The sequence below is a fragment of the Sphingobacterium sp. MAE genome, assembly GCF_056711605.1.
On record NZ_CM160044.1, the window covers coordinates 1671763 to 1696454 of the forward strand.

The 24692-nt window shown below is 35.2% G+C and carries 21 protein-coding genes; 14 read left to right on the forward strand and 7 right to left on the reverse strand.

All coding sequences use genetic code 11. The features are described 5' to 3' along the window. Window position 1: 1 nt before the first annotated feature. The gene (locus AC06G9_RS07005; protein ID WP_045753893.1) at window positions 2-703 is read right to left on the reverse strand and encodes an ATP-dependent Clp protease proteolytic subunit; all 702 of its coding nucleotides are present in this window, start codon (window positions 701-703) and stop codon (window positions 2-4) included. An 85-nt stretch (window positions 704-788) separates the two neighbouring features. After that, window positions 789-1259 carry a type I restriction enzyme HsdR N-terminal domain-containing protein gene (locus AC06G9_RS07010; RefSeq protein ID WP_045753894.1) on the reverse strand — a complete coding sequence of 157 codons (471 nt, stop codon included), beginning with the start codon at window positions 1257-1259 and terminating at the stop codon, window positions 789-791. Between the two features lie 103 nt (window positions 1260-1362). Here AC06G9_RS07010 and holA point away from each other — a divergent pair, with 103 nt between their 5' ends. From holA to AC06G9_RS07040, 6 genes are all read left to right on the forward strand, one after another. Continuing rightward, on the forward strand, window positions 1363-2364 hold the full coding sequence (holA, locus tag AC06G9_RS07015; protein ID WP_045753895.1) for a DNA polymerase III subunit delta: 1002 nt from the start codon (window positions 1363-1365) through the stop codon (window positions 2362-2364). A 230-nt stretch (window positions 2365-2594) separates the two neighbouring features. Then, window positions 2595-3212 carry a TetR family transcriptional regulator gene (locus tag AC06G9_RS07020; RefSeq protein WP_045753896.1) on the forward strand — a complete coding sequence of 206 codons (618 nt, stop codon included), beginning with the start codon at window positions 2595-2597 and terminating at the stop codon, window positions 3210-3212. Next, window positions 3202-4506, forward strand: a complete 1305-nt coding sequence (locus AC06G9_RS07025) for a TolC family protein (RefSeq protein ID WP_480957781.1) — start codon at window positions 3202-3204, stop codon at window positions 4504-4506. Before AC06G9_RS07020 ends, AC06G9_RS07025 begins: the two co-directional genes overlap by 11 nt. Before the next feature lie 12 nt (window positions 4507-4518). Continuing rightward, window positions 4519-5610, forward strand: coding sequence for an HlyD family secretion protein (locus AC06G9_RS07030; protein WP_293927763.1), 1092 nt, complete (start codon window positions 4519-4521; stop codon window positions 5608-5610). A 4-nt stretch (window positions 5611-5614) separates the two neighbouring features. Beyond that, entirely contained in the window at window positions 5615-7198 is a 1584-nt protein-coding gene (locus AC06G9_RS07035) for a DHA2 family efflux MFS transporter permease subunit (protein WP_045753899.1), read from the forward strand. Window positions 7199-7464: 266 nt separating this feature from the next. Further along, the gene (locus AC06G9_RS07040) at window positions 7465-7923 is read left to right on the forward strand and encodes a DoxX family protein (RefSeq protein WP_346569065.1); all 459 of its coding nucleotides are present in this window, start codon (window positions 7465-7467) and stop codon (window positions 7921-7923) included. Between the two features lie 76 nt (window positions 7924-7999). Here AC06G9_RS07040 and AC06G9_RS07045 read toward each other — a convergent pair whose 3' ends face one another. After that, window positions 8000-10888 carry a TonB-dependent receptor gene (locus AC06G9_RS07045; protein WP_293927771.1) on the reverse strand — a complete coding sequence of 963 codons (2889 nt, stop codon included), beginning with the start codon at window positions 10886-10888 and terminating at the stop codon, window positions 8000-8002. A gap of 621 nt (window positions 10889-11509) precedes the next feature. Between AC06G9_RS07045 and AC06G9_RS07050 the strand changes: the two genes are divergently transcribed. Further along, window positions 11510-13105 carry a discoidin domain-containing protein gene (locus AC06G9_RS07050; protein WP_480957782.1) on the forward strand — a complete coding sequence of 532 codons (1596 nt, stop codon included), beginning with the start codon at window positions 11510-11512 and terminating at the stop codon, window positions 13103-13105. Window positions 13106-13179: 74 nt separating this feature from the next. Here AC06G9_RS07050 and AC06G9_RS07055 read toward each other — a convergent pair whose 3' ends face one another. Beyond that, on the reverse strand, window positions 13180-14805 hold the full coding sequence (locus AC06G9_RS07055; protein ID WP_045753903.1) for an ABC-F family ATP-binding cassette domain-containing protein: 1626 nt from the start codon (window positions 14803-14805) through the stop codon (window positions 13180-13182). A 408-nt stretch (window positions 14806-15213) separates the two neighbouring features. Here AC06G9_RS07055 and AC06G9_RS07060 point away from each other — a divergent pair, with 408 nt between their 5' ends. The 5 genes from AC06G9_RS07060 (at window position 15214) to AC06G9_RS07080 (ending at window position 20565) form a co-directional block, all read left to right on the forward strand. Further along, window positions 15214-15579, forward strand: coding sequence for a PEGA domain-containing protein (locus AC06G9_RS07060; protein ID WP_045752340.1), 366 nt, complete (start codon window positions 15214-15216; stop codon window positions 15577-15579). 312 nt (window positions 15580-15891) lie between these two features. Further along, window positions 15892-16203: a TFIIB-type zinc ribbon-containing protein gene (locus AC06G9_RS07065; RefSeq protein ID WP_248754267.1), complete on the forward strand. Its 312-nt coding sequence runs from the start codon at window positions 15892-15894 to the stop codon at window positions 16201-16203. 424 nt (window positions 16204-16627) lie between these two features. Next, entirely contained in the window at window positions 16628-17926 is a 1299-nt protein-coding gene (locus AC06G9_RS07070) for a TolC family protein (protein ID WP_248754266.1), read from the forward strand. Continuing rightward, window positions 17927-18988: an HlyD family secretion protein gene (locus AC06G9_RS07075; protein WP_248754265.1), complete on the forward strand. Its 1062-nt coding sequence runs from the start codon at window positions 17927-17929 to the stop codon at window positions 18986-18988. Then, on the forward strand, window positions 18988-20565 hold the full coding sequence (locus AC06G9_RS07080) for an MFS transporter (RefSeq protein ID WP_293927783.1): 1578 nt from the start codon (window positions 18988-18990) through the stop codon (window positions 20563-20565). The genes AC06G9_RS07075 and AC06G9_RS07080 overlap by 1 nt, the downstream gene beginning before the upstream one ends. 48 nt (window positions 20566-20613) lie before the next feature. Here the strand turns inward: AC06G9_RS07080 and AC06G9_RS07085 are convergent, their stop codons facing one another. Further along, window positions 20614-21072 carry a MaoC family dehydratase gene (locus AC06G9_RS07085; RefSeq protein ID WP_045752336.1) on the reverse strand — a complete coding sequence of 153 codons (459 nt, stop codon included), beginning with the start codon at window positions 21070-21072 and terminating at the stop codon, window positions 20614-20616. Between the two features lie 237 nt (window positions 21073-21309). On the opposite strand from AC06G9_RS07085, the gene AC06G9_RS07090 reads away from it, so the two are divergent. Beyond that, window positions 21310-21834, forward strand: a complete 525-nt coding sequence (locus tag AC06G9_RS07090) for a TlpA family protein disulfide reductase (protein ID WP_293927786.1) — start codon at window positions 21310-21312, stop codon at window positions 21832-21834. Between the two features lie 179 nt (window positions 21835-22013). Here the strand turns inward: AC06G9_RS07090 and AC06G9_RS07095 are convergent, their stop codons facing one another. Both AC06G9_RS07095 and AC06G9_RS07100 read right to left on the reverse strand, forming a co-directional pair. Next, window positions 22014-22763, reverse strand: a complete 750-nt coding sequence (locus AC06G9_RS07095) for an isocitrate lyase/PEP mutase family protein (RefSeq protein WP_293927789.1) — start codon at window positions 22761-22763, stop codon at window positions 22014-22016. A gap of 71 nt (window positions 22764-22834) precedes the next feature. Beyond that, window positions 22835-23749, reverse strand: a complete 915-nt coding sequence (locus tag AC06G9_RS07100; protein ID WP_045752344.1) for a DUF4377 domain-containing protein — start codon at window positions 23747-23749, stop codon at window positions 22835-22837. Window positions 23750-23807: 58 nt separating this feature from the next. Here AC06G9_RS07100 and AC06G9_RS07105 point away from each other — a divergent pair, with 58 nt between their 5' ends. After that, a complete protein-coding gene (locus AC06G9_RS07105; protein WP_052627450.1) occupies window positions 23808-24689 on the forward strand; it encodes a hypothetical protein in 882 nt (293 codons plus the stop codon). Window positions 24690-24692 lie beyond the last annotated feature (3 nt).

Here is a 24692-nt window from a genome sequence, read left to right on the forward strand (position 1 = left end):
ACTATTTAATAATCTCCTTTTTAGGAAGTAAAATCTCATCAATCATTCCAAAGTCTTTTGCTTCAGAAGCTTTCATCCAATAATCGCGGTCAGAAGATCTTTCTACCCATTCATAAGTCTGTCCAGAGTGATCAGCAATGATGGTGTAAAGCTCTTCTTTTAATTTCATCATTTCACGTAGATTGATTTCCATATCTGAAGCAACACCCTGAGCTCCGCCTGAAGGTTGGTGGATCATGACACGTGAGTGTCTCAATGCAGCGCGCTTTCCTTTTGCACCAGCAACTAATAATACAGCACCCATAGAAGCAGCAATTCCTGTACAGATTGTCGCTACATCTGGTGCAATATATTGCATCGTATCATAAATCCCTAAACCAGCGTATACACTACCACCTGGTGAATTGATGTAGATCTGAATATCACGTTGTGCATCTGTTGATTGTAAAAACAACAATTGTGCCTGAATGATATTTGCTACTTGATCGTTAATACCATCACCTAAGAAAATAATACGATCCATCATCAAACGTGAGAACACATCCATTTGAGCTACATTTAATTGACGCTCTTCTACAATGTATGGAGTCAAATTTGTAGGTGTATTTACTTGTGCGCGTGCTATAAAACCATCAACATGTTGACTTCCAATTCTATGATGCTTAATGGCATATTTTCTGAATTCGTTTTTATCTATATTCATATTCTTTGTGATTCAAATTTATAAGACTAATATAAAACTATATTTTAAATAATAAATACTCTGCACGATTTGTTTTACATCTGAGTTACAATTCTATTAAAAGTTGATCGTAACTAGGGAGCTCTTCTATAAATAGGAATGAGCTATTTTGAAAATCAATCTTACAATAGTAATGCTCTAATCCATTGCTTACTAATAGTAACGGAATTTTATGGATAGAATTGTAATTGGCGATCTGTTCGAAGGTCGCTTGTGTAATTTTAATGTGTGGAGCTTTAAATTCCGCTAAAACTATTTTTTCACCTCGATTATTGTAGATCAATAGATCACTCCGTTTTTGAAGATCATTTAATTTTAAACCACCTTCAATTTTCATCAAGGATTTAGGATACTTTTTATTAAGGTGAAGATAATGAATCCAATGTTGACGCACCCATTCCTCAGGTGTTAAAACAAGTTTCTTTTTCCGCAGGTCATCAAAAATGAAAATCGTTTCATTTTCTTTAGTCAACTTCGCTGGATATGGCGGTAAATTTAACGGAATGGGGTTAAACATATGGCAAATATACTAATTTTTGTTTTACACCTAATAACGTTAAAAGCGGATTCCACATGACAAATTTTACTGTTCATCAATTTAGTTGTAATTTAGGGGCATCATGAATATCAGCCCTATTTTAACAGACATTAAAAAACGTAAATTTCAACCTGTGTACCTACTACACGGTGAGGAAAGTTATTTTATTGATGTCATCAGTGATGCTTTGGAGCATACTGTTCTTAATGATGCTCAAAAAGGTTTTGATCAAACCGTATTATATGGAAAAGATACTGATTTTTCAACTATTGTTAGTGCAGCTAAGCGCTATCCCATGATGAGTGACCATCAACTGATCATTATTAAAGAGGCGCAGGATCTGAAATGGAAAGATGACGAACTTTTGCTGAAGTATGTAGAACAGTGTACAGCATCTACTGTATTGGTATTTGATTATAAATATGGGAAGTTTGATAAACGTAAAAAACTGTATAAGGCCATTGAAAAAAAAGGTCTTGTTGTTGAATCTAATAAACTTTATGATGATAAGGTAGCCAGTTGGGTTATTTCCTTTATCAAAGAACAGGGATGGAATATCCACCCCCAAGCTGCTGCATTGCTTTCGGAATATTTAGGTACAGAACTTTCTAAAATTGTCAATGAGTTAAATAAACTGATGCTCAATGTCCCGAAAGAAAGGGAGATCGTTGTTTCTGATATTGAACAAAATATTGGTATTTCTAAAGATTTTAATGTCTTTGAACTGAATACTGCCTTAGCCAAAAGAAACGCATTCAAGGCTTATCAAATTGTTGATTATTTCGCAGCAAACCCTAAAAGCAATCCATTGGTTTTAGTCCTGGGTACTATTGCAGGGTATTTTACTAAGATATTAAAGTATCATTATATTGTTGACAAAAGTACAGCAGCAAAGGAGCTTGGGGTGCATCCATTTTTTCTGAAAGAATATGAACTTGCTGCCCGCAACTATAATCGTAGGAAAACATTTGCCATTATTGCAGCTTTGAAAGATGCTGATCTAAAATCTAAGGGAATGAATATCGGAAGTAATACGAATACTAAGGATATACTGACGGAATTGATATTTACAATACTTAACTAACATAATCACTTCTTTCGAAAGAGAGAAAAATGTAAAGATTAACTGTAAAAAAGCCTATCTCAATTATTTTGAGATAGGCTTTTTTTGTTATTATGGCAGTGTTAAATGCATTTAGTGTCCTTATTTTCAGCTATTTGAATGTAATGTTATCTTTTTGTAATATTTAAATTAAACGCTTGTTTAAATTAAACACTTGTTTAAATTTGCACACGGTTTAAAAAAAAGAAAAAATGGATTTTAGTGAGAAACAGTTAGAGATATTGCATGTAGCAGAAAAGCTTTTTTCAATAAATGGTTTTGATGGCACCTCTGTCCGTGATATTGCACATGAAGCTCAGGTTAATGTTGCTATGATCAATTATTACTTTGGATCTAAAGACAAATTGCTAGATGATCTTTTTGATTACCGGGTTGAAAAATTCAAAATGGATGAAAGTATTTTGCAGTTGACGATTCCTGTCATGGAGATATTGGATGAAATGGTGAGCTCATATATTAAATATATGAATTCCAGTTTAGCGATTTATCAGATCATTGCTATAGAAGCGGGCGTGAAGAAAAGACTGATGCTTTCTGATTCTTACAAGAATTTGAAGGTTCATAATTTACATGTTATCTCGAGTATTATTCAAAAAGGCGTGGATACAGGTGAGTTTCGTTCAGGTAATGATCCTATCCTGATACATGCAACGATGATGGGTACTTTTATGAATTTCCAGATGAATCGATCATTTTTAAAATCAGAATTAAATATTACTACAGATGAGGAGTATAGTGAATATATGGAATCTACTTTAGTAACGCATTTACAAAGAACGATTAAAGCTTTATTAACATATGAATACTAAAATAGGAAAGTTTACACTTTTACTTTTCTGTCTACAAGGCGTAGCATTTGCACAGCAAAGTACTCCCCTTACTTTGCAAGAGGTTATTCATCTTGCGCAGACACAAAGTTTAGAAGCAAAAGCTTCAGAAACAAAAATCACAGGTAAAAAATTGGAATTTGAGGCTTCAAAGAATACCTTACTTCCAGACGCTAAGTTAAGTGGACAATACTTAGCGATGACTTCTCCGGATGTCAAATTCCAGATTCCGATGTCGTCGTCTTCAGATCCCATGAGTATTAAGGCAAATCAACTGTTACTTGGTCAAGCTTCGGTCAGTATGCCGATCTATACAGGGGGTAAGATCAAAAATAGTATTTCAGCGGCTAGCAATGCTGTCAAAGCCGAGGAGTTTTCTGCACTAGCCTTGAAGGATCAATTGGCTGAGCAGGGCATCAATTTGTATATCAACTTATATAAGGCGCAGCAAACAGCACTTTTGATGGAAGAAAATATCAAAAGATCTGAACAGCGTGTTGCCGATTTTAAGGCAATGGAAGCAAATGGTATTATTCCGCGCAATGATCTTTTAAAAGCGGAATTGCAATTGTCGAATTACAAAGTTGCTTTGCAGGAAGCGCAAAAGAACGCTACTGTTTTAAATTATCAGTTGGTTAATTTCTTGAAATTGGATGAAGCAACCAAAGTCCCTGCTATCAATTTGGATGAAGCACCAATAATAGCAGATATTTCAGACGCCACTACCGCATTAACCAATAGAAATGAATTGAAAGCGCTTCAAGCACAACATGATATTGCTTTGAATAGAGTAAATATTGAAAAATCGAATGCTTTACCAAAAATTGCTTTGACAGGCGGGTATGCTGCATTGGATGTGCATAATTTGATTACTGTTAAAAATGCTGTGAATGTTGGGGTTGGAATATCTTATGATATCGGATCACTTTATAAAAATAAGAAAAATGTCAACATTGCGCGCAATCAAGTAAATCAAGTGGATGAAAATGTTGTGATGATGAACGATAAAATTAGAGTCCAAGTACAGCAAGCAAATGAAAATTATCACTTAACAATCTCTCAAAATCAGTTATATACAGAAGCCGTCAATCAAGCAAATGAAAACTATCGGATCGTAAAAGATAAATACGATAATGGGGTCGCGGATACCGATGATCTGCTTGAAGCCGATGTACAGCAATTACAATCAAAAATCAATTTAGCCATTTCAAAGGCTAATACGGTTGAAAAGTATTATGATTTGCTTTTAGTAAATGGTCAATTAACAACAAAATAATTATAAATATCAATGGAAAATCAAGAAGAAAAGAAACCATCAAATAAGAAATTTGTCTTCATTCTTATTGCTCTTATCTTAGTTGGAGGAGGGTATGGAGGTTATAAATACATACATAGTCAATCGCATGAGACTACTGATGATGCACAGGTGGATAAGAATATGAATCCGATTATCCCAAAAGTAGGGGGATATATTGCTCAGGTCTATGTGAAAGATAATGATATTGTGAAAAAAGGTGATACTTTATTTACAATAGATACCCAAGATTATTTAATTAAAGTAAAGGAGGCCGAAGCAGCTTTGTTAGGTGCAGAAGGTTCGCTTGAGGTATCAAAAGCAGATGTAAACGCTACTTCTGCAAATGTTGCAATCTCTGATGCCACAGTTCGCTCTAATATGGGTAGTATTGATGTTGCTCAAATTCGTGCAGAACAAGCTCGAAATGATTTCAACCGATATTCAAACTTGTACAACAATCACTCGATCACAAAACAGCAATATGAACAAGCGCTAACAACTAAGTTGGAAGCGGAGAAGCAGGTGGAGATTTTGAAGCAGCAACGTAATGCTTCTAATTCGCAGCGTGAAGCGGTACTTAGTAAAACAAATGTCGCAAGTAAACAAACTGCCGTAGCACAAGCAAATATAGATCGTGCGAGGGCTGCTGTTGATGCCGCTAAGTTGAATCTTTCTTATACGGTCGTAACAGCTTCTGCAGATGGTCAGATTTCCAATGTTAAAATTAGACCAGGACAAATGGTTAATCCGGGTGCTGCTTTATTTTACATCGTCGATAATCATGAAACTTGGGTCGTTGCTAATTTTAAGGAAACACAAATGAATGATATTCGAATTGGGCAAAAAGTATCAGTCATCGTTGATGCCTATCCCAATATTGAATTTGAGGGTGAAGTCAATTCATTTTCACCAGCAACAGGTTCTCGGTTTTCGTTGTTACCTCCAGATAATGCAACGGGCAATTTCGTAAAAACAGTACAACGTTTACCTGTGAAAATATTACTTACAAAAGCTAACACCGCAGATCATATTGCTTTATTGCGTCCAGGGATGAATGCAGATGTTGACGTTCATTTAAAATAAAATTATGACAGCTACACTTGATCAAGATAGCCTCATTGAATATGGGTATCGACGTGTAATCATTACCATTATAGCCGTTTTATGTGCTTTATTGGAGATTGTAGATACTACGATTGTCAATGTTGCTCTCAATGATATGAAAGGAACATTAGGAGCCACATTGACGGATATCGCTTGGGTGATAACGGCATATGCGATCGCAAATGTTATCGTGATTCCCATGACAAGTTGGCTATCGCAACAGTTTGGTCGCAAAAATTATTTTGCTGCTTCCATTATTATTTTTACGGTTGCTTCTTTTTTATGTGGTAACTCGACTAATATTTGGGAACTTGTATTTTTTAGATTTATACAAGGTATGGGTGGAGGAGCTTTGTTAGTCACCGCTCAGACTATTATTACAGAAAGTTATCCGCCGGCTAAAAGAAGTATGGCACAAGCTATTTACGGGATGGGAGTTATCGTGGGACCCACTTTAGGTCCACCGCTAGGTGGTTACATCGTAGATCATTTTTCTTGGCCTTATATTTTCTACATCAATGTACCTTTAGGTATTATTGCTGTTCTTTTAACACTTTCATTTGTTAAGAGTCCAAAATATGGAGAAAAACAGGCAGCTAAAGATGTTGATTGGTGGGGTATGATTTTCCTTATCATGTTTATCGGTTCGCTACAATATGTGCTTGAACATGGACAGCAGGATGATTGGTTTTCTAATAGGACTATCGTTGTCTTATCCATTACTTCTGTTTTGGGATTGCTCTTTTTCGTGTGGCGGGAGTTGACTTATGACAGGCCTATTGTTAATCTCCGGGTTTTAAAGGATAAAAACTTGCAAGTGGGTGTCGTAATGAGTTTCATTTTGGGCTTTGGCTTATTTGGATCGACGTTTGTCATTCCCATTTACACCCAATCGATTTTAGGTTGGACGGCTACGGATGCAGGATTACTCCTGATCCCAAGCTCCCTCATGACGGGGTTTATGATGCCTTTCATAGGGAAGATGATTCAAAATGGTGTTCCCCAGAAATACATGGTGGCCCTAGGACTTTGTGTTTTCTTTGGTTTTTCATTCGTAATGTACAGTCGCTTGACCAATGATACAGGTGCTGAACATATGTTTTGGCCTTTGATCTTTAGAGGAGTGGGGCTCGGTTTATTATTCGTGCCCGTGATGACTTTATCACTATCGACCCTATCAGGGAAAAGTATTGGTGAAGGTGCTGCTTTTACAGGTATGATGCGCCAGTTGGGTGGTTCATTTGGTATTGCATTGATTACTACTTTTATCTCCAGGTTTACACAAAGTCACCGCGTCAATCTAATTGCACATCTTGATCCAACTAATTTTGAAGTGCAACAAAGAATCAATCAGCTACAGGCCAGTTTTGTGGCAAAAGGATTCACTCCTAATGAAGCTTTGGCAAAGGCATACCAATTACTAGAGGGGTCGGTGATGAAACAAGCAACAGTCTTATCTTATATGGATGTATTTTTGTATATCGGATTATTATTTATAGTCTGTGTGCCCTTTGTATTGATGATCAAACAAGGTAAAAATAAGGTCGATACTTCAAGTTTACACTAAAGTCATTGCAAACTTTTCATATAAGCAGCAGTAATGTAGATTACTGCTGCTTTTTTATGCTTGTTAATGCAGATTAATGGTGATCGCTTACAGAGCGAAATACGAATAAACGTCATCGGAAAACCTTGTTTCGAAAATATTTCACAGTTGTATTTAAAAAAACGGATGTAACAATTCCTGATGTTATTTGTTGTTATTGTAAAACTTGTTATCAACTTTGCCAGGTTTATCAGCAGTTGCTATCAGGACAAACTAATGGAAGATTTATGAAATTATTACTTATTCTTTTTACCGCTTTTTTCATTGCTCTACTAGGCACAAAATTAGTATATGGTGTTTGGGATTTTTTGTTTGCCGGAAACCTGGGTATGGCTGTTTTCATCATTTTTACAGGTCTTTCACATTTCAGATTCCAAAAGGGTATGGTGATGATGATCCCTGAATTTATTCCAGCAAAACTTTTTTTTGTATATCTAACTGGTGTACTCGAAATTGCTGCAGGTGTAGGTTTGATGATACCGTCATTAAGAGCTACAACAGCCATATTGTTAATCATCTTTTTTATTGTAGTTTTTATAGCTAATGTGAACTCTTCAAAAAAAATGATCAATATTTTTAAAGCCGACTACACAGGGCCAGGTATGAATTACCTGTATGCTCAAAGGCTTCCGATGCAACTTATTTTAATTGCATGGACTTGGTATTTCGGACTTTATTTAAAATAATCATCCGACAATAAAAATCCTCCTTCATCGAGAGATGAGGAGGATTAAACCAAATATAATAGAAGGGGAGGGAATATTATTTTGTTAAGATATTATCAAAAGTGATAGCCATGTAGTATAAAGCTCCAAGTGTTGGACCACCTGCATATTGAATGTAATGATTATTCAGTATATTACTTCCGCCAAGTTTTATTGTTGATTTTGACATTTTGTAACTCACCTGAGCATCAATATTATGATATGCAGACACACGTGCATTGACAAGTGGACTTTCCCAATTAAACGCATCTTGCCATTTCCAGACGACATTAAATCCAAAGTTTGGCAGTATCTGTCTATTTCCAAACGAAAGGTTTGTCGCCCACTTTGGCGTATTAAATCCGGTAACAAAAAGATCAGAATCTTTATTTTTTGTGATGTCACTATAGTTGATATTCCCAGCTACTGTATAATTTCCGCTGAAATTGTACGTAATCCCTAAAGAACTACCGTAATTGTTATAACTATTTTTTGCATTCGTATAGACGCGGTAACGCGTTTGTTTGGATCTATTGCTAGCTAGCATATCCAATACAGATGCATCTGTGTTTATTTTATCGGTAGCAGGAACAGCAACTTCTACTTGTCCCAAAAATCCATTGTACACATTGCTATAGAGATCCCAATCTATTGCTAATTTATTTTGAAGAAGGACTGCTTTATAACCAATTTCAAAAGATTTAATACTTTCTGGCTCTGTCGCTTTCAGGTTTGTGACCGTCAGTAGGCCTCGGTTCTTGAGCGCTGCATCATTGGATGTTAATCCAGTTGCAACATCTTTATTGACTGCTGCATTAAATGCGTTGACAGACTGTAATGTGTACGAATTGTCTAAATATCCAAGACCCTCATTAATATAGGAAAGTCCTCCTACGCGACGTACATTCCCATTATTGACAAATGATAATGCTTCGAAGAGTGCGGGGAAGCGATATCCATTTTGGAATGATGCTCGAAGATTATGTTTTTCTTTTAGGGTATATACTGCTGCGATCCTAGGATTTATTTTAGCTGTGAATTCGGGATTATAATCGACGCGAAGTGATCCAAAAAGTTTTAATTTTTCATCTAATAATGATTTGGTGATCTGACCAAAGCCGCCAAATTTTTTATAATAAACCTGATCACCGAAAGAGCCATTCGCTAACGGTTGGCTACGTTCGGCAATTGGTCTTTTAAAGTCAACAAAGTTATTTCCATCTGGAATGACTTCGTAAATAGTTGCATCTCCACCGACAAGCAAATTGAAGATATTGATGTGCTTGCTTAAATCCCACTGAGCATTAGCATGATAAGTTCTACTCATTTGCTTCAGTTGAGCGCCACCAGTTGCCGTTCCAGTGGCAACTCCAGCGTTTAGATGATCCCAATTGTTGATTTGTGTAATGGTATTTTTTAAATCCGCAAAATCTTTTGTTCCTGGTTCTACACGGCCGTTGTCAGCAATTTTTCTCGCATTTTGTAGTGCCTCGGTCAGTGAAGTACCCGAATTTAATTGTGTCTGTAATGAGTTTTTAAACAAGTCACGCCATGCATTGTTCGAAAGATGTGTTAGATCGAGATTATCAGCCAATGGTTTGATGTTATAGGAGTCACCTGTATTTTCTGTAGAAATATAAGTTTTGATGGAGTAGTCATTTCCTTTCAATTCTAATTTATGATTTTGGACCTTCACATTGTCGAGTTGAATTTTGTTTCCCCGTTGAAATACACCATCCATTTGACCAAATCGATAACTGTATGATAATTCGGCATTTTCGTTTAAACGGTAATGTAGTGCAGCGTCAAATTTTAAATTTTCAACTGTAGGCTTTGAAAGATCTTCCTCTTTATAACCTGTACGTCTTACAATCAGAGATTGGTTTGCTTTACCATTAATGTTCAAACCAGAAAGGGTGACAGCATTATTATTTTCATCACCATAAATATTCCAGCCATCGTAGGCGGGATTATTACTTCCTGAAAGTTCTGGGAAGCTAGGATTTGCTGTGTTTAGTGTGTTTGGATTTTGATCCTGATAAGAATTAGAAAGCCAGTCAGTTCCTCTTAAGTAGCTAAGATTGACCTTAAATGCAAATTTATTATTGAAAGATTTAGCAAAACGGACGGCATTTTCGGTTAGATTACTCAATTCGCGGCCAGTACCACCGGTATGATTTAGTCCATTTTTCGAGTATACACTTAATCCTTCGTACAAAAACGGATTTTTTGTCAATAGATTAGCCATTCCATTAATGGCATTCATACCATATAGAGCAGAAGAAGCACCAGGAGTTATTTCAATACTCGCAATATCCAATTCAGTTGGGCCAATAGCATTTCCAAGAGGCACGCCTAGGGTAGCGGCTTGCATATCCACACCATCGGCGAGCTGCACAAACCTAAAGTTGTTGGGAATATTGAAACCTCTGGTATTAGGGATTTTGAAGGTAATACTTGATGTGGTCATTTGAACCCCTTTAACATTTTCAAGGGCATCGTAAAAACTAGGAGCTGGTGATTCTCGGATAGCTCTAATATCCAGTTTTTCAATCGATACAGGAGACTTTAAGATACTTTCCTGAGTTCTTGAAGCAGTAACAACTACTTCCTTGCCTAATATAGTTTGAGTAAGTAAGGACAGATTGAGATTTGATTGTGGTCCAGTGACTTCATAGGTTTTTGTTTCAAAACCAACACCTGATACTTTTAAAGTAAAAGGATATTTTGCTTTTGTATTCAATTTGAAATCACCCTGATTATTTGTAGAAGTACCATTAACGGTTCCTTGAATCGTAACGGTAATGCCGGGTAACGGTTCCTTCGTATTTTGATCAATGATATGCCCTGTCAATTCAATGATGTTAGAACCCTGAGCAAATGATTGGGTTGTTTTCGTAAGTCCAATTATGGCTACAACTGTAAAGGTTAGTAATGTTCTTTTCATATTTAATATTAAATCTATCGATTTGGTAGACAAATATATTTTTTTGTTTTCATATTATAGAATTTATTTTCAAATAATAGTCCTTTTATTTTTTTAATGAGCTGAAATAGAGGGTTTGTAATTTTGTTTTATTGTACTTCTATGACTTTTAAAGCAAGATTTTTGATCTGTTCATATAATAAATAATTTATCTTTTAGAACTGAAATTTTTGATTTCAACTGGACTAAAATAGAAGATAGTAGAACGGATAGGAGTATATTATTGTTATTATTTTATAAAAGTAAAATTCTGTTGTAAAAGATTGTTACTACCGAAATTTTACTTCTCATCGACCAGAAATAAAAATGTAGAATTTAGATTTCTTAGATGAATCATTATTATACACACCGGGTGAAGTAAAATTTTGTAATCTTTTTGTTTATCAACACTACTGCAATTTTTGTTTAGTACTAATTAATTTTTTGATTCTGAATCATTGTTACAATAATATTGTTACATAAGACTTAATTTAAGATGAAAAACAATCGTTTGCGTTAAGTAAAATATTATATTTTTTAAATTATTTTTTATAAAATGATTTGTCTTTTCTAAATTAGGTTTATACCATTTAAACATTAAATATGAAGAATAAATCATTTTACCTTTTATGTAGTTTGATACTACTAACCGTTTTTTCCTGTAAGGATATTACACAAGATTTAGCTAATAATGATGAATCCCTTTCTGTTGTAAACAAAAGCCAAACACTTGGTTTGACCAATGAGTGGCGCAATAATCCTTACAAATTAAATGTCATTTACTTTGTACCAAACGATGTGGATTCTATTCCAAATTTCAGAAAGCGTTTAAGTAAAATATTACTAGATGCCCAAAACATGTTTGCAGACAACATGGATCGTGAGGGATTTGGAAGAAAATCTTTTGGTTTAGACTTGATCAATGATTCTCTTATTCATGTTATTTACATTGCAGGTAACTCTGGTAAAGCTACTTATCCCTATGAAGGTGGATCTGGAGCTGTAAAGGCTGAAGTAGACGCATACTATGCCTTAAATCCTACGGCAAAAAAGAGTGAACATAACTTAATTATTATCCCAACTTATAATACAGATCCGGCAAATCCTGGGGGTCCTCCTTTTTACGGAACAGGAACCACCTGTTATGCTTTGGACTATGTCAATTTAGATGCGAAAAACTTAGGAATAGGGGGAGATATCGGATGGAAAGCAACAGTTTGGATAGGGGGAATGATTCATGAGTTGGGACATGGTCTAAATGCTAGTCATAATCGTATGAATAAAACGCTAGCACCTACATTGGGTACCGCTTTAATGGGAAGTGGTAACTCCACTTATGGACTTTCAACGACATCATTGACAAAAGCGACAGCTGCAACCTTTAACAATAGCCAAGTATTTAGTGCGGTGACACGTACAGATTGGTATCAAGCCGCATCTGTCGATATTACTTCATTGTCATCATCTTACACCAACAATAGTATCGTTGTCTCAGGTAAATTTACAGCCACTAAACCTGTAAAAGATGTTGTTATCTGGCATGATAGAACTCCTTACGGAGGCAATCAAGACTACGATGCGGTACAATGGGCAGCAAAGGTTATTGGAGTTGATAGTTTTAGATTCGAATGTCCACTAGCTGATTTTTACGATTTAACTAACGAGTATCAATTGAGAATTGGCTTTATGCATGAAAATGGAAGCCGTTCGACTTACAGTTACCTATATAATTTTGTCAATAGTATACCTGATTTGTCCAAGGTTGTGGTTCACGATCTATTGCCTACTACAGGTTGGTCGATCATAGCTGCTGATAGTCAAGAAAATGGTGCTCCTGCAAGTAATGTTTTGGATAAAAATAGAAGTACGATATGGCATACGCCATGGTCTTCTGCACAAACGCCGCAGCCCCATTATTTTTCTGTTAATATGGGAGCAAATCGTTCTGTAAAAGGTCTTGCTTTTCGTAATCGTGATAATCTCAACGGCGCAATGAAAGATATCAATATCTATTCGAGTACGAATGGTACAACTTGGACATTAGTGAAAACGGCACAATTGATACAAGTATCGGGTAGCTGGATTAATGTTGATCTTCCTTCTGTATTGAGTACGCGCTATTTAAAGATTGAGTCAACGAGCTCTTGGGGAAATTTCTTTTACTCTCATTTAGCTGATTTCGGAGTTTATTCAAATTAGTATGAGCGACATAAAAAGGGAGAGGTTTTGATTATTTGATCAAGACCTCTCCCTTTTGTAATAATATGAAATGCTTATTTATACATTTCGGCACGTTGTGCTTGTACGACTTCACTATTGATATATTCATCATAGGTCATCAGTTTGTCGATGATACCTTTTGGAGTCAATTCAATGATACGATTAGCTACTGTTTCAGTTAATTCGTGGTCACGAGAAGTGAACAACATTGAACCTTTGAAATCTACCATACCGTTATTCAAAGCTGTGATGGACTCTAAATCCAAGTGATTGGTTGGCTCATCAAAGATTAAGAAATTTGCACCTTGTAGCATCATTCTTGAGAACATACAACGCATTTTCTCACCACCTGATAATACAGAACATTTTTTCAATACTTCTTCGCCCGAGAATAACATCTTACCTAGGAATCCACGTATGAATTGCTCATCGGCATCAGGATTTGTGGTATAATCTCTTAACCAATCGACAAGGTTTTCAGTCCTACCTTCAAAGAAAGGAGAATTATCCATTGGCATATCTGCCGGAGTAATGGTAATACCCCATTTAATATCTCCTTCGTAATCTTTATCGCGACCCGATATGATATCGTAAAAAGCTGAAGTAATTAATGAATTGGCTCCCAAAACCGCAATTTTATCACCTTTGTTGATCATGAAGGTAATATCTTTGAAGAAAACTTCACCATTTATGGTCTTACCCAATCCCTCTACTTGTAAGGTCTGATCTCCCGGCTCTCTGTTCATGGTATTGAACATGATAGCAGGATATTTACGATTAGAAGGTTTGATCTCGTCAATATTGATTTTATCTAAAGCTTTCTTACGAGAAGTCGCTTGTTTAGATTTAGATGCATTGGCTGAGAATCGACGGATAAATTCTTGTAATTCCTTTACTTTATCTTCAGTTTTCTTATTTTGATCAGTACGCTGTTTCAACGCTAACTGTGACGATTCGTACCAGAAAGAGTAGTTACCTGTATAGATCGTCATTTTACCAAAGTCAATATCCACTGTATGTGTACAGACTGCATCTAAGAAGTGACGATCGTGGGATACGACCAATACAATTGCTTCATAAGTAGCTAAGAAATCTTCCAGCCAAGCGATCGTGTTAATATCCAAGTCGTTGGTAGGCTCATCGAGAATCAAAATATCTGGTTTCCCAAATAAAGCTTGTGCTAATAAAACACGTACCTTTTGATTACCATCAATTTCTGAAACTAATTTATAGTGAAATTCTTCTTTAATACCTAAACTACTCAATAGTGTTGCCGCATTGGATTCCGCATTCCAGCCATCCATTTCTGCAAATAAACTTTCCAATTCACCTGCACGTTCGCCATCAGCATCCGAGAAATCTTCTTTCATATAGATAGCATCTTTCTCTTTCATGATTTTGTACAGTTCTTGGTTTCCCATCATAACCGTTTCCAATACCGTAAATTCGTCGAAAGCATAGTGATCTTGGCTTAAGACCGACATTCTATCGCCAGGTGTGAAAGCAACTGAACCCGTAGAAGGGTCAATATCACCAGAAACAATTTTTAAAAAAGTTGATTTTCCAGCTCCATTGGCACCGATAATACCGTAACAATTACCAGGTGTGAATTTTAAATTGACATCTTCGAATAGTATACGTTTACCATAACGAAGAGAAAGATTTGATACATTAATCATGCTGCAAAGATAAGGTTTATTTCTATAATTTTTATTACGTTTTTATGGGTATTACAAAGTAATGAGTTTGTCTATTATGTTATTATGAGGCTGATAACTGACTATTTTAAGTCATTATCCATGAGCTCATATTATTCTATTTTGTTCATATTGTATTTCGTTTTTGAGATGTGTAAAGGTCATCTGATGAGATGTGTAAAGGTCATCTGAATTTGAGATGAATGACATGATAAATAAGCCTGTAAATTTCAGGTAAAGATCTTCATCAGAACATGTTGTTGATTAGTCTTCACTTATCATGGATAACATAACTAAAATATTGTGATATTTATTTGAATGAATTATTAATTATTTTAACAATAATTAATTTCGTTTTATATCTTTGTGCTTTATTTTAAAAAGCATATTATGAAAAGAATTTTACTATTATCATTGTCAATTGTTACACTCACTTCTTGCGCGACTCTTTTTACAGGTACCAAACAGACAGTGACCATAAAAACATTTCCAGAGGGGGCTAAAGTCGAAGTTGATGGACTTGATAGAGGAATAACACCTGTAGCGGTTAGACTTAAGAAAGGTTTTAGTGGCCAAACAGTAACCTTAAAGAAAGAGGGATATGAATTTAAAATGTTTCAGCCAGAAACTACTTTTAATCCAGTTTCTGTTTTAAATTTTATTGGGATAATTGGTTGGGGTGTAGACGCTGCTACTGGTGCAATGATGAAATATGACCCTAAAGTTTACGAGATAACGTTGGATCCTCAAAAGTAAAGATCGTTGACACGATGACTACCCATATATACCCTGTTGTACGGATTTTATTTTTTATCCTTTGCGACAGGGTTATTTGTTTTAATATAGCTTTAAGCTAACATACTAACAGTTGTAAATCATTACTTGATACACTTTTTTTTAACTTTTATCCTACATGTACCATATTTTTGTAGGTTTTTGAATTGAATACAATCTGATCGCATCATGGTTCTTGTTAAATAATGTGAAAACTAGTTAGGAGTAGATAAGTAGACCATTAATTTGATTAAATTGCTCTTTAATTGATTGGAAAATTAGAAAAAGAAAAATATGAAATGTCCAAATTGTAACGAAACGCTATTGATGACAGAGCGTCATCAAGTTGAAATAGATTACTGCCCAATCTGTAGAGGCGTGTGGTTAGACAAGGGAGAGCTGGATAAGTTAATGTCATACGCTGCGGATCAAAATAAAGTTTCTGCCACTGGTTATGAAGATCGTCCTCTCCGCACACAGCAACATAGCGAAAGATCCGATTATAGAGAAAATTATCGTGGAGATCATCACGATACACAGCACAAACACCAACAATATCCTAAAAAGAAGAAATCCTTTCTTTCTGATTTCTTTGATTTTGATTAAGGTTTAAATGTTAAGCACGCTGCGGTACAACTGTTTCAGAGTCAAATATAAACACAATGTCGCAACGATGTCCAAAAAGTAGTATTGTTCAAATTGAACGATTTACACCTAATTAGTAATTATAAAATAAGGTTTGTTAAAATTCTATTGAATTTAACAAACCTTATTTTATTTATTATCGATTATAATGATCAACAAGTCACATATATAACTTTATTTATTTCTAATATTGAATTATATTTTCTTTAAAAGAATATATTACACATTCTCGTTTGTCTTAAATCGATCTAAAGCACTTGTATTTATTTAATTTTGTCTTTTATGCATAATATATTGGCAATTGTGAAGAAATTATTTATCGAAATAGTCTCTATGTTTGCAACGCAAAATTTTTATAGATACAAAAGTGATATTTATTACCAGAATGGTAAAGCGGATTTTAACAATTGGGTTGTTATCATTTGCTATCTCAGGTGCAAAGGCATCTGATACTTTAAGAACTTCTTTGGATGACATCATCAGTAAAGCATTACTGAATTCCAAGCAAATAGAGCAATCTCGTTTGCAAATTGAAGAACGCGATTTAGCTGTCAAACAGCAACGAATGGAGTTACTCCCTGAAATTTCATTACGAGGGTCTGCAAGTTATGCAACCAATATGCCGATATATGATCAAGGCATTTTTAATAAACCTAGTCAACACGATGTAATCCATTATTTATACGATACAGGAGTTGATTTTTATTTAAATCTATATAATGGACATAAAGATTTAATGAAAATTGAATCTCGAAGATTAGAAGAGCTGCTAGCTTCAATTGAATGGGCAAATGATAAAGCACGTATCAAATTAGATGTCTGTAACCTATTCTTAGCTCTGGAAAGATCTTATATGGATAAAAAACTTATTGAATCTGATATCGGGGATCAAAAGGCACAATTACAAGAAATTAATAATCTGTATCATTCAGGTGTGGTACTACATAGTGATGTATTGCGTATGGAGCTAGAACTTTCTAAGCGTGAACTCTTGCTCGTTCAAATTGCTCACGATATCCAAGCATTAAATCAGAAGTTAAAATTCATTATTGATGTTGACGCTGAGATTATTCCGATTCCTCACGATTTTAAGCTTACGGTCGAAAGTTACGATGATGCCTGGTCATTTGCTCAATACCACGCTTTTAGCCTTCAAAAGTCAGAACAAGAAATTAGGCTAAAACAACTTGCGATTAAACAGTCACAAGCAAATTACCTTCCTGAATTGTCCTTGATAGGAAATTTTACATTTGCGAACCCCCAGATCATGCTTTATCCCTACAATAATAGCTGGTACAATCTAGGAATTGTTGGGCTTAAATTAAAAATTCCAATTTCATCCATTTATCGCAATAAACATATCGTACAAGAGGCAAAGATTTCTTTGGAACGCGAGGAGGTAAGACATCACCTGGAACAGGAGCAGATCCAAAATCAATTACTGCAAGCACATTTAGATTACAAATTAGCTTGTGTGCAGCGTGATGTATGTATCAAAAATGTGGGTCTCGCTAAAGAGAATGCACGTATTATCAAAAATAGGTACTTCAAGTCATCTGCTTTGGTAACTGATTTGCTAGATGCAGATATGGAGTATCTCAAAACCCTGTTTGAACTAGAAACTGCTAAAATCGCCATACAAAAGCACTATTATTTTATTGAATTTTTAAAAGGTACTATTTAAATGAAACCTAAATCTCGTTGGTTATTGACCGATGCTAAGTTGACAACAGCTACCAATTGGATCGCTGTCTTTGTTTTGTGTGCGCTATTATTTTGGGGAGTACGTACTTTATGGATAAGACTCAATTATGCTTATACCAATGATGCTCAGGTAACACAATATATTAATCCCATTATTTCTAGAATAGGGGGCTATGTAGTCTCTGTACATTACCAAGACCATCAAATTGTAAAACGTGGCGATACTTTACTAATTATTGATAACCGCGAATATAAATATGAGGCAGATCAGGCGAATGCTTCGGTTTATAAGGAACATGCAGAAATGAATGTTTTGAGTAGTCAAAAACACATTTTGATGGAGGAGCATGAATCTTTGAAAAAATCTATTGCAGCCAACGAAGCCCGTGTCACTAAGCAGCAGTTGGAGTTTGATCGGTATGAATTTCTTTATGAAGAGAAATCTGCTACTGCACAGCAACTGGAGGCCGTAAAAGCGACTTTGGACGTTTATAAAAGTGAATTGGCAGCTTTGCAACATAAACTGCAAGCATCACAAGAGCGGGTGCATGATGTCGAAGTTCAGAAAACAGTAGTGAATGCCGAGAAAAATAGATTATCAGCTGCTGCTGGACGCAAACATTTGGATGTCGGATATACAATAGTCCGTGCTCCATATGACGGTATGATCGGTAAGCGAAGTATTGAAGAAGGACAAATGATTAGCTCAGGCGAAGTATTGGGTTTTATAGTAAACGCAGAAACACCGACATGGGTAACAGCAAATTTTAAGGAAACACAGTTGCGTTTTCTACATATTCATGATCAAGTAGAAGTCATCGCCGATGCTTACCCAGACCGAGTGTTTAAGGGTAAAATTATTTCAATATCTCCTGCAACTGGATCGTCATTCTCTTTACTACCACCAGATAATGCTACCGGCAATTTTGTAAAGATCGTACAGCGCATTCCTGTACGAATTGAATTAGATAAAAAACAAGGTGAACAAGTCTTACGATCGGGAATGAATGTCAATGTATCTATTGCTAAACATAAGAAATAGTGAAATCAATATTTAAGCAATGGGTTCCAGAATGGCTTATTAAATTAATTTTATTCAGCTGTTTAATGCCGAGTATGGTTTTATTCTTTTTACCAGGAGCCAATGTGGAGGTTACAGCGGGGTACTATGGTTCCCAACCCAGTGATGTACAATTTTTGATTATTCTGTTTTATGCCGGATTTGTTGGATTTTACATCTTAGAACGTCGGTTTTTTCTCTTTTTTCCTGTTAAGCAGTATTATATTATATTCAATCTATTGCAGATTTTGAATTGTTATTTGATGTATCGTATTACCGATATTACGTGGGTCTATGGCTTACGTTTTATCCAGGGCATGCTGTTTGCAAGTGCTGTTAATCTCTCCATATCGATGATATTTTCACGCTTAAACAGCGAGCGGGCTAAAGAAGTCAGTTATTCCATTTTTTTTGGAATGCTACTCTGTAGTTCCCCTTTTAACAGTTTTGTAACTGCAGAATTTATAGATTCATTTAATTTTGATGAATTATACCTCTATGCCGCTTTGGCTTTTTTACCAGGTCTGCTGTTGGTATTCATCTCAATGACCTCCATACGCCACGTAAAACCTTATCCTTTATTTTCATTGGATTGGCCAAGTTGTATCTTTTTCAGCGGTCTCATTATTGCTTTTGGTTACATGATGGTGTATGGTCAAGAAGTATATTGGTTCTGGGATGCGCACATGCAACTAGCACTAGGTATAGGAATCGCATTTTTAGTATGTTTTGTTCTGCGTCAAATGACATTAAAACGAGTCTATATCAAAATTTCTATTTTTTCGAATCGTCGATTTCTTCTAGGATTACTGATTCTCTATATGATGTACATAGAACGATTTTCCCTATCAGTATCCAATCAATATTTTCTACAGGTACTCAAGGTGGATCCGATCCATCTTTCGTATATGCAGTGGTTTAATATGTTGGGAATTATTATAGGAGTTTTATGTGCTATGTACTGGATCCTTGCACATCGATCTGTGAAATGGATCTGGATCCTTGGTTATTGCTTTTTGCTAACATTTCATCAGATCATGTTCTTTTCATTTGAAAGTAAAGGCAATGATTATTATTTCTGGATTCCCCTTTGTCTACATGGGATAGGCGTAGGACTAATCATGGTACCGACTATATTATTTACGATTGCAAGCGTTAAGCCTCATTTTGCCGTTTCGGCAGCAGCGATATGTCTGGCAGCGCGGTATTTCGGGTACACCTGTAGCATCGGCTTGCAAAATTTCTTCAAATTATTTGAAAGTAATCAGCATCAACAGATATTTCAAGACTATTTGCAACGAAACAATGTTATTTTACAATCATATTTTGATAAAGAAGCCACTAAACTACTGGAAAATGGTCTTCAATTTCGTGAACAGGCTACTGCGGTAAAGCTAGTAACGGAGCGTGTCAAGAATCAATCTTTCGTTCGTTATGCTATGGATTATTATGAATTGATGTCCTTCATAAGTATCTGTATATTAATTATCATTTTTTTATCTCCAACGTTAAAAAACATGTATAAAAAACTTAAACAAAATATAGTTTCACCAGCGTAATAAAAATGCATTCATACCTATGCTAAAGTATGAATGCGTTTTTAAATATTACATAAAATGATAAAGGAACACGACATCACCGACATAGGCAGGTTTCGCATGATCTTTGATCAATAATGTTGCTTCTATAATAACTTTGATGACACCTCTTAGGTTGTTAACCGATTTTACTTTTGCTTGTAACTGAACTTCACTATCAACTAATACGGCTTGACCAAATTTTAAATTTTCGATACCATAGTTAATTTCCATCTTCACATTTTTGACCTCGGCAATCTGTTTCCAGAGGTAAGGTATTAGTGAAAGTGTCAAATATCCATGAGCGATAGTCGATTTGAAAGGTCCTTCAGATTCTGCCCTTTCTTTATCGACATGGATCCATTGATGATCCAATGTTGCATCAGCAAAACTATTGATTTGTTTCTGATCGATCTTATGCCATTGCGATAATCCCAAGAGTTTACCCTCATAGGATTTATAGTCTTCGTAATTGTTTATTGTAACCATATAAATTTGATATGTTAGTTGAAAGTGACCACTCTTGCTACCTGAGACAGTTTTTTTATTTCAATATAGCGAATATATAATAAAATTAGATGATCCTTTAATGAAAAGGGTATAAAAATTAAATCTACTTTGTAACATGCTGCATTTGATCCTAGTGCGCAAGGACGATGGACGTCAGCTGATGCTGGTAATGCGATTAAAAATTCCTATTTTTAGTACGAGATTATCTAAAGTAATATGCGAGTATATAAGAAAAATTTAAGTTGGATTATCATGGCAGCTGGATTGTTTTTCTCATCGTTTATAGACTCAGATGGTATAGCAGATACATTGCCCACATCAAAAGGAATGTATGATGTACTATTTCAAAATCATGCAGGTATTGAGATCAATCTACAAGATTTAAAAGGAAAGGTAGTAGTGATCAATTATTGGGCGAGATGGTGTGCTCCATGCATAGCAGAAATGCAGGCACTTAATCAATTATATGTAGAGCTGAAAAGCAATAAAAATATTGTTTTCATGGCAGTAGACATGGACCGGAGTATGAATAAAGCGATACGTTTTATGGAGAAAAGAAAATATAGTATTCCAGTCTATCAAATTAATTCACCACTTCCCGAAGATCTAGCTACCCGTTCTATACCAACAACAATTATATTAGATAAAAAAGGATTTTTGGTGAATAAGCATGTAGGAGCCATGAATTTTAAATCGATCAAGTTTAAAGAAGCTTTACAGCAGTTAAGCGAAGAATTGTAAGATGTCATTTTCGTTGTAAGATACACCACGTGGTCAACTTACTTGCGGCTTTACAATTATTCAATATTATACTGCCTTCAGTAAGTTTATCTCTTTCTGAAGGAAGTATAATATTTAATAAATAAAAATTGTTGAATTAAGAACCTTGCTCCTTTAAGAACCTTCGGAGGTATCAAATATTATTTTGGAAGCTTTGGATTAATCAGAAAATCATGAAATAGTTTGGTGTTTTTAGCAACTAAATATTCATATATTTTCGCCCCGTGGCTCAATCTCTTCACACCAATTTCTCCCAAAATTGCGGCTTTTGGAAGCTTGTCCGTTAAAAATAAATTGAGCGGTAATGTTGTTGCAGTGACTATCTGTTCAATATCTTCCTTACTTTCTGCTAAGGGGACAAATAGACCATCTGCACCCGCTTGACTATATATTTGTGCTCTTTTTATAGTTTCTTCAAGTGCACTCTCGTGTTTGGTCGTGTAGGTATCTGTTCTAGCATTAATAAATACATTTTTAGTCATTGCTTTAATTGCCGCAATTTTATCGGCGAGCAGGTTTGATTTTCCCAGTTTACGTACCGATTTAACAACCTTTCCATCTTCAAGATTAATTCCCACAACACCCAGATCTGTTAATTGCTTGACATACTTAGCTACTTGATCAGGATCATCCGAATAACCGGATTCAAAATCTACAGAAACAGGTAATTTGACTGATTTCACAATTCTCTCGATCATAAATAGTAAGTCATCTACAGGGATCTGCTCTCCATCGGCATAACCAAGTGAGTTGGCTATCGCGTGACTAGAGCTTCCTAATGCTTGAAATCCCGACGACTCTGCAATTTTTGCGCTCTGTGCATCCCACACATTTCCTAATATAAGAATATCATTCTGTTGATGTAGTTTTGTAAATTTCGAATATGACATATCGTTTTATTTTTATTGTAAAACATATCATCCTATGAAATTGTTTGTCAAACAACAGTAAAAGCATTTGCTTACTTTTCAGAAAGTCCAAAAATAGCGACGTGCTTGTTTTTAATATAGAGATTAAAAGTTTGTTCAGCAATATCATAGTGCAGATCTTTGCTCTCAAGTACCTGATATAGGTCTGCTTCGATATTTTCTCCCATACAAGCACGCATGGTAGTGCCTAGATTGGGAAATGAAATTTTATTACTACTTATGACAAATGGCCCGAAGAAATTATTACAGCTGGAGTTACCTGAAATACGACCGTTATGTGCATCAAATAGGAGAAATGCATTGTGTTTGGATACTTCTTTTCCATTTAGACTAATTAATTTCCATTTAAATTTTGATAAAAATGCAGCTGCGGTGGGTAAAGATATTGTGTTGGTTATAGTTTTATTTACTAGTTTCACTAAATCATATTGATATGCCGAAGCGTCTTGTGGAGGGTTTTCTAGCTTTGTGCGGTTAACGATTATGTTATAGGTATACCCTTCTTTATAGTCAAATCCATTGATATGATCGTAAAAATATTCCCATTTGTCATTTCGATTAAATTTTACCATTAAACATTTCATCTGTCCAGATCCTTGGCAATCTACGCGTTTGTCATTGATTTCCATCTCAAGCCGTTCAGCTTTTGTTAATGATTTATGTGTTATTTTTAACAGTGAATAACGATAGCTGGGTTTATTAAGTTCCGCATTTTTTAGCTTTATTCTTCTTACACGTAGTTCATAGTTATAATGCGGGTCATAAGTAAAAGACTCAATATGAGCATAAAATGGTTCCCAGTTTATACTGTTATAATATTTAACTTGTAATGCTTGCTCGTGTGGAACGCCACTTTTTATTTTAATTGTGAAATCATTGGTTTGAGCCGATGACGTAAAACCTATGGTGGTAAGGAACAAAAGTAATAGTGCCGAGAATTTGATCATATGCTTCATTTGTAAATAGAAAACGGTGTATCATTAAAAAATATTGTACTTTTAAGGTATGAATCACTTAAACAAAGTTATTGTTTTTTACTTTTTGTTCGTACAATTTCACATTGGGTATAGTCAACTAAATCCGCAAATCTTTAAACCGCAGGTCGCTTTGGGTGAAATTGTCGATAAACAGTTAAGTGAATTGTCAGGAATTATCAATGCAAAGCAATCTTCTTATTTTTGGGTACATAACGATAGCGGTGATGATGCGCGTGTTTATTTGATCAATAAGAAAGGCAAATTAGTTTGTACCTATGAATTGGAGTCTATTCAAGTAAAAGACTGTGAAGATATAGGGCGAGTCATGATCAAAGGAAAATCATTTTTAATCTTAGCAGATATAGGTGATAATCGAGCTCGCCGTAAAAATATTAAATTGCATATATTTCCCGAACCTGTTTATAAGGATGGGGATCAATTGGTCTCCATTCCAAAGGATGATATTCGTACCGTTACGTTACGATATAAAGATGGGCCAAGAGATGCAGAAGCCTTATTTGTTGACCCAATCGATCATCAGCTTTATATCGTTTCAAAAAGAGACTTTCAATCTACCGTATATACAGCAACTGTATTTAGCAACAGTAAAAAGAACTTTAGCATGCTGACACCCGTGCAGAAATTACCCTTTACTTTTGTAACTTCTTCAGATATTAGTCCATCGGGAGACGCTATTTTGATTAAAAATCTCACGCAAATTTTTTATTGGAAAAGAAGAAGGGGTGGGTCAATTGAGCAGACTTTATCTCAAAAACCTGTCTCAATTCCTTATGAAATTGAGTCGCAAGGGGAGGCTATTGCCTTTGGTCTGGAAGGTGAGGGATTTTACACCGTAAGTGAACGTCCATTTGGATTAAAATCATATCTTTATTTTTTTGAAAAACGATAATAT